Origin of the sequence: Mesorhizobium sp. M7A.F.Ca.US.006.04.2.1 (assembly GCF_004022915.1) — a bacterium.
GTDB lineage: Bacteria > Pseudomonadota > Alphaproteobacteria > Rhizobiales > Rhizobiaceae > Mesorhizobium > Mesorhizobium ciceri.
Genome location: NZ_RZQA01000238.1, coordinates 1 through 7,652 on the forward strand (window position 1 = coordinate 1; position 7,652 = coordinate 7,652).

At 60.9% G+C, this 7,652-nt stretch carries 8 protein-coding genes; 2 read left to right on the top strand and 6 right to left on the bottom strand.

Annotated elements, in window-relative coordinates; translation table 11 throughout:
• From EN925_RS14840 to EN925_RS14855, 4 genes are all read right to left on the bottom strand, one after another.
• On the bottom strand, nucleotides 1-406 hold a 406-nt coding region (locus tag EN925_RS14840; protein ID WP_164894218.1), incomplete at its 3' end, for an ABC transporter ATP-binding protein.
• The gene (locus tag EN925_RS14845) at nucleotides 403-1,185 is read right to left on the bottom strand and encodes an ABC transporter permease (RefSeq protein WP_013531381.1); all 783 of its coding nucleotides are present in this window, start codon (nucleotides 1,183-1,185) and stop codon (nucleotides 403-405) included. The genes EN925_RS14845 and EN925_RS14840, both read right to left, overlap by 4 nt.
• A 1-nt stretch (nucleotide 1,186) precedes the next feature.
• Nucleotides 1,187-2,089, bottom strand: coding sequence for an ABC transporter permease (locus EN925_RS14850; RefSeq protein ID WP_127388463.1), 903 nt, complete (start codon nucleotides 2,087-2,089; stop codon nucleotides 1,187-1,189).
• Nucleotides 2,090-2,102: 13 nt separating this feature from the next.
• Nucleotides 2,103-3,194 (bottom strand): spermidine/putrescine ABC transporter substrate-binding protein, encoded by a 1,092-nt coding sequence (locus EN925_RS14855; protein WP_128336655.1) that lies wholly within the window; start codon nucleotides 3,192-3,194, stop codon nucleotides 2,103-2,105.
• A 91-nt stretch (nucleotides 3,195-3,285) separates the two neighbouring features.
• On the opposite strand from EN925_RS14855, the gene EN925_RS14860 reads away from it, so the two are divergent.
• Both EN925_RS14860 and EN925_RS14865 read left to right on the top strand, forming a co-directional pair.
• Nucleotides 3,286-3,900, top strand: a complete 615-nt coding sequence (locus tag EN925_RS14860) for a TetR/AcrR family transcriptional regulator (protein WP_013531384.1) — start codon at nucleotides 3,286-3,288, stop codon at nucleotides 3,898-3,900.
• 124 nt (nucleotides 3,901-4,024) lie between these two features.
• Entirely contained in the window at nucleotides 4,025-4,594 is a 570-nt protein-coding gene (locus EN925_RS14865) for a DUF2569 family protein (RefSeq protein ID WP_127366391.1), read from the top strand.
• 367 nt (nucleotides 4,595-4,961) lie between these two features.
• Here EN925_RS14865 and EN925_RS14875 read toward each other — a convergent pair whose 3' ends face one another.
• Nucleotides 4,962-5,261 carry a DUF1236 domain-containing protein gene (locus EN925_RS14875; RefSeq protein WP_013531386.1) on the bottom strand — a complete coding sequence of 100 codons (300 nt, stop codon included), beginning with the start codon at nucleotides 5,259-5,261 and terminating at the stop codon, nucleotides 4,962-4,964.
• Nucleotides 5,262-6,521: 1,260 nt separating this feature from the next.
• On the bottom strand, nucleotides 6,522-7,229 hold the full coding sequence (locus tag EN925_RS14890; protein ID WP_127369725.1) for a Crp/Fnr family transcriptional regulator: 708 nt from the start codon (nucleotides 7,227-7,229) through the stop codon (nucleotides 6,522-6,524).
• Between the last annotated feature and the right edge of the window lie 423 nt (nucleotides 7,230-7,652).

Genomic DNA, 7,652 nt, shown 5'->3' on the forward strand with positions numbered 1-7,652 from the left:
GCTGATGCGGCTTCTTGTCGAAGGCAGAGGCGAGACCGACCAGCGCCAGCGCCTCGCGCGCCTTTGCGGCGCGTGTCGCGCCGTCGACGCCCTGCATGCGCAGGCCGAAGCCGACATTGCTGCCGACGCTCATATGCGGAAACAGCGCATAGTCCTGGAACACCGTCGTCGTCGGGCGCTTGGCCGGCGGCACCGACGTGCAATCCTCGCCACGGATGAACACCTTGCCTTCGCTGGGCGTGACGAAGCCGCCCAGAATGGACAAGAGCGTCGTCTTGCCGGAGCCGGACGGCCCGAGCAGGATCGTGTAGCTGCCGGGCTCGATCTGCAGCGAGACATCCTTCAGCACGGTGTGCTGGCCGAAGCGATGCGAGACACTGCTGATGTCGACGAGGGGCGCGCTCATGCGGGCTTTCTCCGAAGCAATGTCAGTTCAAAAAACACCACCAGCACGATGGAGACGGCGAAGACCAGCGAGCCGACGGCATTGGTCTTGGGATTGAGGCCGGAACGCAGCAGGTTCCAGATCTCGACCGGCAGCGTGGTGTCGAAGCGGGTGAGCAGGAAGGAGATCACGAATTCGTCCCAGGAGAAGGTCATCGACAGGAAGAAGCCGGCGAAGATGGCCGGCGCCATGACCGGCACGGTGATCAACAGCAGCACCTTCCATTCCGGCGCGCCGAGGTCGCGCGCGGCGCGCTCGATGTTGATCTGGTGGTCGCCCATCTGGCTGTAGATGATGGCAAAGCACAGCGGCAGATTGATCACGACATGGCCGATGCCGGCGGCAAGCAAGGATTTCGGTACGCCGGCCCAGTTGAACAGCACCAGCAGCCCCATGCCGATGATGAGATAGCTGACCGTCAGCGGCAGGGTGATCAGCCCGCGCAGCAGGCCGGAGCCGGGCAGGACGAAGCGGGCAAAGCCCCAGGCGGAAAGGAAGCCGAGCGTCACGGCGGCGAGCGAGGAGATGGACGCCACCAGCAGCGAATTGACCAACGCCGAAGTCAGCCGTGGGTCCGAGAGCACTGCGTCGTACCAGCGCAGCGACGGGCCGGTGAAGGGCGGGATCGGGAACGACGTCGCCTGCAGCGAAAACAGCACCAGCACGATCACGGGCAGGAAGATGAAGCCGTAGACGGCAAGCGCGTAGAGCCAGGAGGCGATGCGGACAATCCTGCGCATCTCAGGCCCGCTCGATCTTCAGCCAGCGGGCGCAGGCGAGATAGGCGATGGTGACCACCGCCATCAGGATGATCGACAGCGCCGAGGCCAGCGGAAAGTCGCCGCGCCGGCCGATCTGCATCATCACCAGCTGCGGCATCAGCAGCTCGTTGTTGCCGCCCAGGATCTGCGGCGTGATGTAGTCGCCGATGCACAGCACGAAAGTGAGGAAGGCGCCGACCATGATGCCGGGCAAGGTCAGCGGCAGCACGACATGCAGGAAGGTTCGCACCGGCCCGGCGCCGAGATCGGCGGCCGCCTTGCGGTAGCTCGGGCTGAGCTGTTTGAGATTGGCGAAGATCGTCAGCGTCAACAACATGACGAAGAAGTGCACGAAGCCGGTGATGGTGGCGAAACGCGTGTTGGCGAGATGCACAGGCTCGCTGATGAGACCGGAGCCGGTCAGCGCCCGGTTTACGACGCCGTTCTGCGCCAGCGCCAGCAGCCAGGAATAGGAGCGCACGACATAGGAGGTCCAGAACGGCAGCACCGCCAGCATCAGCGCCAGCCGCTGCCAGCGCTCCGGCACCTGTTCGGCGAGGATCCAGGCGAAGGGATAGGCGAGCAGCACCGAGACCACGGTGACGATCGCGGTCACCTCAAGCGAGTTCACCATCGCCTGCCAGTAGGAAGGGTTGGTGAAGAACTGGCTGTAGTTGGACAGCGTGAAGCCGCCGCCCTCATGCGCCGTCAGGCTGGAAAACCCCATGGCAATGAACGGCAGCACGAAGAACAGCAGCGTCCAGCCGAGCGCCGGCGTGACCAGCGCCCAGGGCAGAGCAGAGCTCGCCCGGGGCAGAGCAGAGCTCGCCCGGGGCAGGGTATGGCCCGCCCGGGGCAAGGGGTTGTTTCCAGCCGAGCTCATGAGCGCTATCGGCTCATTTCGCCTGCAGCATTTCGGTCCACATGTCCTGCATCTTCTTGTCGAGATCGGCGTTCGGCGCCGGATAGGCCTGGGCACGCGTCAGGAAGCCCGGCTGTTCGTCGAAGCGCAGCACCTTCTTCTGGTCGTCGGTCAGTGCTGCCTTGGTGTTGGCCGGCATGCCCCAGTAGCAGGAGGAGGTGGCAAGCCGCGCCTGGCCCTCCGGGCTCATAATGTACTGGATGAACTTCAGCGCCATGTCCTTGTTCTTGGAATCCTTGAACATGGCCAGCGACTGCGACCACAGAACCGCACCTTCTTTCGGGATGGAGAAGTCCAGCGCCGGGTTTTCCTTGGCCAGGCCCGCCGTCACCCATTCGCCGCCGCCGACCAGTATGTCGACCTCGCCCGTCGCCAGCGCCGTCTGGCTGGCGGTCACTTCGCCGACCAGCTTGGCCTTGGCTTTCATCTTCAAGAGCTCGTCCCTGAGGGCGGGCAGGTCGGCTTCGGTGAGATCGGCCGTCTTCTTGCCGATCGCCAGTGCGGCCATGCCGATGACCGGCAGGTAGTAGTCGTAGATGGCGACTTTGCCCTTGTACTTGTCGCCGGTCAGGGCCGCCATCGACTGCATGTCGGCCGGGTCGACCTTGGTCTTGTTGTAGCCGATCGTGTTGTAGCCGAACTTTTCGGTGATGCCGTAGCGCTTGCCGCCGACCATGGCGGAGCCGTCCATCTTCACCTGCGCAAACAGGTCGGCCAGCGGCAGCTTGTCTTCCGGCAGCGGCTCGAACAGGCCTTTTTCGACGCCGCGCGGCACGTCGATCGAATCGATCACCATCACGTCCCAGTCGCCCGGCTGCGACTGTTCGACGATGGCGAGGCCAGCGCCGGTGCCCTCGAATTCCTTGACGTTGACCTTGACGCCATTGGCCTCCTCGAAGGGCTGCAGCAGCGCCGGATCGGCATGATCGCACCAGATCAGCGCGTTGAGGTCGGCGGCCTGGACAGCGCTGCCGGCTGCGAGCAACAGCGCCGCGGCCGCGCACGCAGCATGCAGATGGCTCTTCAACAGGGAAAGCGAATTCATGCTCTTGGAATGTGCGGACATCGAGTGTTCTCCCTTGCCTTTGTGGCTTCTTGCAAAAAATTGAACCAATTCTAAAATTGAGTCAATTCTGTTTTTGTGGCAAGAGGCTGGAATGAGCGGATTGCGGGCAAGGCAAAAGGCGGACCGGCACAGGCGCATCATCGAAGCGGCGGCGGAACTGTTTCGAGAGGCCGGCTATGAGGGCGCCAAGATAGAGGCGATCGCCACGCAGGCCGAGGTCTCGGTCGGCACCATCTACAATTACTACGAGAACAAGGGCGACATCCTCGGCGCCATCGTCTCGCTGGAGGTCAACGAGGTGCTGAATGCCGGGCAGGGCGTCGTCGCCAGGCCGCCGGCCAATGTCGGCGATGCGCTGGATACGCTGATCGGCATCTACATCGAGCACTCGCTGCACTATCTCAGCAAGGAGATGTGGCGGCAGGCAATGGCGATCTCGACGCAACTGCCCGACAGCCCGTTCGGCCAGGCCTACACCGCGCTCGACCGCGCGCTGACCGAACAGATCCGCGCCCTGATCGCCCGCCTGCAGGCGCTCGGCCTGGTGCGGCAGGACATCGACGGAGCAGCGCTCGGCGAACTGATCTTCAACAACATGAACATGATGTTCATCGAATTCGTGAAGCGCGACGCGGCGAAAATACCGGAGCTGCGCGCGGCGATCCGAAGGCAGAACCGGATTTTGGTGGCGGCGATCGGGGTGTGAAGGAGTCAGGAGCAGACAGGAGAAATCGTCGGTTCGACATAACTTCATTCACACGAGGGCTCGCCTCTTGAGTTGAATCTAAAACCTTGTACAACTTAAAGGGGCATAAAAAGGGGAGGGGTAAATGGGGGCGTTTTCCATCTGGCATTGGGCGATCATGCTGCTGTTGATCGGCGTGCCTGTTTTCTTTGCTGTTCGATCGGCCGCGAAGCCGTCGCAGAATCCTGAGACTCTTGTGGGCTTCGGCGGCTGGCTGATGCTGCTGGCTATCGGTCAGGCATTGTCACCGCTGCGCACACTCGCCGAATTGGGGGCCTCCAGCGATGGCTACAACCAGCTCATGCTGGTGCCGAATGGACCCATGGTGGTCTATGGCGAGGTTGCCCTGCTGCTGGCATTCATGGTGTTTCAGCTTGTGGTGCTCGTTGCCATGCTGAGGCGGAGCCTTCGGTTCAAGCAGTTGTTTCTCATCCAATGGCTCGCAATCCCGGTGGCGGTCATACTGGACGCGATCTGGGTCTCCACCGCGATCGGGGTTTCGGTTCGGAAAGTGGTCACTGGCGAGGCGCTTGCGACGTACATAGTCTCGTTTGTGCTGATAGGGCTCTGGGTCGCCTACGTCTACAAGTCCGTCAGGGTGCGGAACACCTTCACCAGGGTTGGGGCATCCACCCAGGTTGCTGGCGCGTCGTAGAAGAAGGCACAACTTGGAATGTTGGAACTGCGCGCGGCGATCCGCGGGCAGAACCGAATTCTTGTGGCGGCGATTGGGGTGTGACCTCGTGCACCACTATGTCGCCATCGAACCTGGAACGGCCAGATCCTGAGCCGACCGACCTCGACCATCATCCGTGACGGCTGCGACCTTTTGGAAGGTCTTTATTTCGGCCTCATTTATACGTGCTGCCCGCGCTCTCGCCTGGAGATCAACCAGGCGCGCCACGAGCGATTGCGACGTCTCGACTTCAGGGTTCATCATTTTCATTTGTCCGATTGAGTGGCGATTTGACGAGCACAACCCGCCGGCATCCCTGCCGGCGGGCCTGGCCCGGTTCGAAGTTTCAGTCGTAGACTTTCACAATCTTGCGTGTGCTCGGGTCCACCAAAACCGTTCGGTTGTCGACCACCGTATAGCGGTATTTGACGTTGGGAACCTCGTGGAGTTCGACCGTGTCTGGCAGAGCCGTGCCGACATTCAACTCCACCCCCGGAAGCTTCACAGAAGCCAAGGGTTGCTTCTTCACGTATTCGCGGACGACGGTGTCCTGTTCCGGTGTGATAACCACATCCTGTGCCGCAACCGCGCCGACGCTGGCCAACAGCAAGAGCGCCGCAGCGGCGCTGCTTAGGTGCATCCTCATTTGTTTTTCTCCTCTTGTAACCTGGCGGCAGCACGATCGGCTGGGCGCCAGCCACCCGAACACGTCGCCAGGCCAAACGTTCCTCATACGGGCCTCTGTCTGAATCCGCGCAGGACCAAAGTCTGGTTGGAAAACGCAATGGTCTTACCCGTTGGGAGTAGGCGGAACGGCTTAGGCCTAAAGGTTGTTGTCTCTCCAATTCGGAGAGAAACAGTGGAAAAAAGTGTCGGCCAGGCGCGATGGTTGCTCGCACCGATTTTCGCAACAGCCATCACCTTCTTGGTGATGGGGGTCGTTCTTGGCTGACATGGCGTGGATCGGCGCAGCTACGTCCCTTCCTGCGCTGATAGGACCCGTGAGCTGCTTCGACGGCGGGCGGGTCCTGTATTTCACCGTGCGCCCATGCATGCTCATTCGGCAGGCGTGGGCGCATTTCTAGCACATGTACCTTGGGAGGTTTATTATGGATCGGCGATCCTTCTTGACTGCAATGTTTGGCGTTGCCGGGGCAGCGGCCCTTGCAAGCGCTGTCCGCCCAACTGACGCAATGGCGGGTGTTCCAGGGGCCGGACACGGCATCCTCGATGAACTTGAGACGCCACAAACAGAGACCTTTGAAGAAGACGCACAGGCAGAAGTGCAGCAAGTCTACCATCGGGACTGGCACTACCGTCCCCACCGCCGCCGGCGGGGCTGGAGACGGGTTTGCCGCAGTTATTGGCGGCATGGTCGCCGTCGCGTCCGGTGCTACCGCCGACGTGGTCCTTCGGTCGTCCTTCGATTTTAACTGATTTCCCGCCTCGGCCCGTTCCGGCTCACGCGCCGAGAACGGGCCGGTTTAGATTCTTTTCGGTGAACGATGACAATGACATTGGTCCACAGATCGAATGAGAGTGGCAGCGCGAACCAACCGGGAAATGGCAACGATGATCGTGCGCCCGGGTTTGTGGCCTCCGTCGCTTTGCCGGACAGAGAAAACATTGCCGACCTTGTCAGACGAACAGAGCGCATGGCCATCTTGGTGGTTCTTGGACTGAGCGGCTGGTTGATGCTCGTCCCCGCTATTTATCTTGTGCTGACGCACGGGATATGAAGCTTGCGGGACATCCGTGCGCGCCCAGGGTTGGATTGCAATCGCATCGGATCGCGGCTTCCGCAGCCGTTTCGTGTCACCGGCAATGTGGGCGGGACGGGCTGTATTGCTGGCGCGAGGCGCAGGTGCTTGGATCACCGCGGCCTACGTCCGGCATGCTTGGAGCGCTATAATCCAACTAGCCGAACGTAATCGGCTTCTGGCTTGCCGTAGGTGCCGTTTGCGCAGGCCGCAAGTCCGCTGCGGTCCCTGATGTGCACTTCGCCACGTCGAGAATAGCTGAAACCACGTCCTTCCAGAACTTGCAGCCCAACGGTAACGCCTGGGCGTCTTGCTCCAAGCATGACGGCGAGAAACTCATGGGTGATCGCAAGGCGCTCGCCGTGGACCCGATCGTCACACATTAGAAGCCAGCGCGCCAACCGCTCTTCAAGGTTTGATTTTGCGTTGATCAGGGCCGTATAGCTGGTCTGGATGTGGAAGTAGTGGACATAGCGCAACAGGAAAAGGCGCAACGTTGGGCTGTTCGCAAGAGCCTCCTTGAAGGGCTCGGTTCCCATCCTGAAAGCGCTGCCGGCCGACTGAACGTAACATTGATGCGCTGCATAGTCAGCGCCCATCACGAGCGCGGCACCGGTCATTCCCTCAAAGCCGACAAGGCCCACCTCGGCTTCCTTACCTGAAGCCGTCGCGACCACAGAAGCGATGCCGTCCTCCAGGAAGTACACCGTCTCGATCTCCGAATCGGCTTTCTCTAAGGTCATTTTCGGCTCGAGGTCACACAGTTCAAGGTGTGGCTGCAAAAGCCCCAGGTCACCAGGGTCAAGCCTGCGCAACAATTGGTTTCTGTAGGAATCGTTCTCTGGATTGGTCATAGCTCAATCCCGCTTGGGGCAAGAGCTTTCCAATCTCCCTGCCGTCTGCGCCCGTAGACACGTGCAGACGATTTAAAAAATATACGCCCTCTGGCGCGCGATTGACAGTGAAATGCAACCTGATGCACGGCGTCCCCTCAGCCGCCGAATTACAAAAGAGGGGTGTACAAAGTTAAAGGGTTGGAATCGTACAGAACTCTGCTTCGTACGAATCCGACAATTTGTGATCGCAGCCAACGAGCCGGCATGATGTAGATGGTTATCAATGTCGAGGCAGAGCGACGAGAGGGCGACCGACCGACTGGCAACGCGACGGCTGTGCCCCATAACGGGTCAAAAGTTTGGCATCTAAATTGCTTTCACAGGTATGGGGTGGGCGAGAGCCCGTCGCTTCGCAAATGGAGCGGCGGGTCCATCCTTACC

What these genes read in the sequence shown, in the direction of transcription:
- EN925_RS14845 (WP_013531381.1), bottom strand. Translation starts at nt 1,185, where the DNA reads ATGCGCAGGATTGTCCGCATCGCCTCCTGGCTCTACGCGCTTGCCGTC.
- EN925_RS14850 (WP_127388463.1), bottom strand. Translation starts at nt 2,089, where the DNA reads ATGAGCTCGGCTGGAAACAACCCCTTGCCCCGGGCGGGCCATACCCTG.
- EN925_RS14855 (WP_128336655.1), bottom strand. Translation starts at nt 3,194, where the DNA reads ATGTCCGCACATTCCAAGAGCATGAATTCGCTTTCCCTGTTGAAGAGC.
- EN925_RS14860 (WP_013531384.1), top strand. Translation starts at nt 3,286, where the DNA reads ATGAGCGGATTGCGGGCAAGGCAAAAGGCGGACCGGCACAGGCGCATC.
- EN925_RS14865 (WP_127366391.1), top strand. Translation starts at nt 4,025, where the DNA reads ATGGGGGCGTTTTCCATCTGGCATTGGGCGATCATGCTGCTGTTGATC.
- EN925_RS14875 (WP_013531386.1), bottom strand. Translation starts at nt 5,261, where the DNA reads ATGAGGATGCACCTAAGCAGCGCCGCTGCGGCGCTCTTGCTGTTGGCC.
- EN925_RS14890 (WP_127369725.1), bottom strand. Translation starts at nt 7,229, where the DNA reads ATGACCAATCCAGAGAACGATTCCTACAGAAACCAATTGTTGCGCAGG.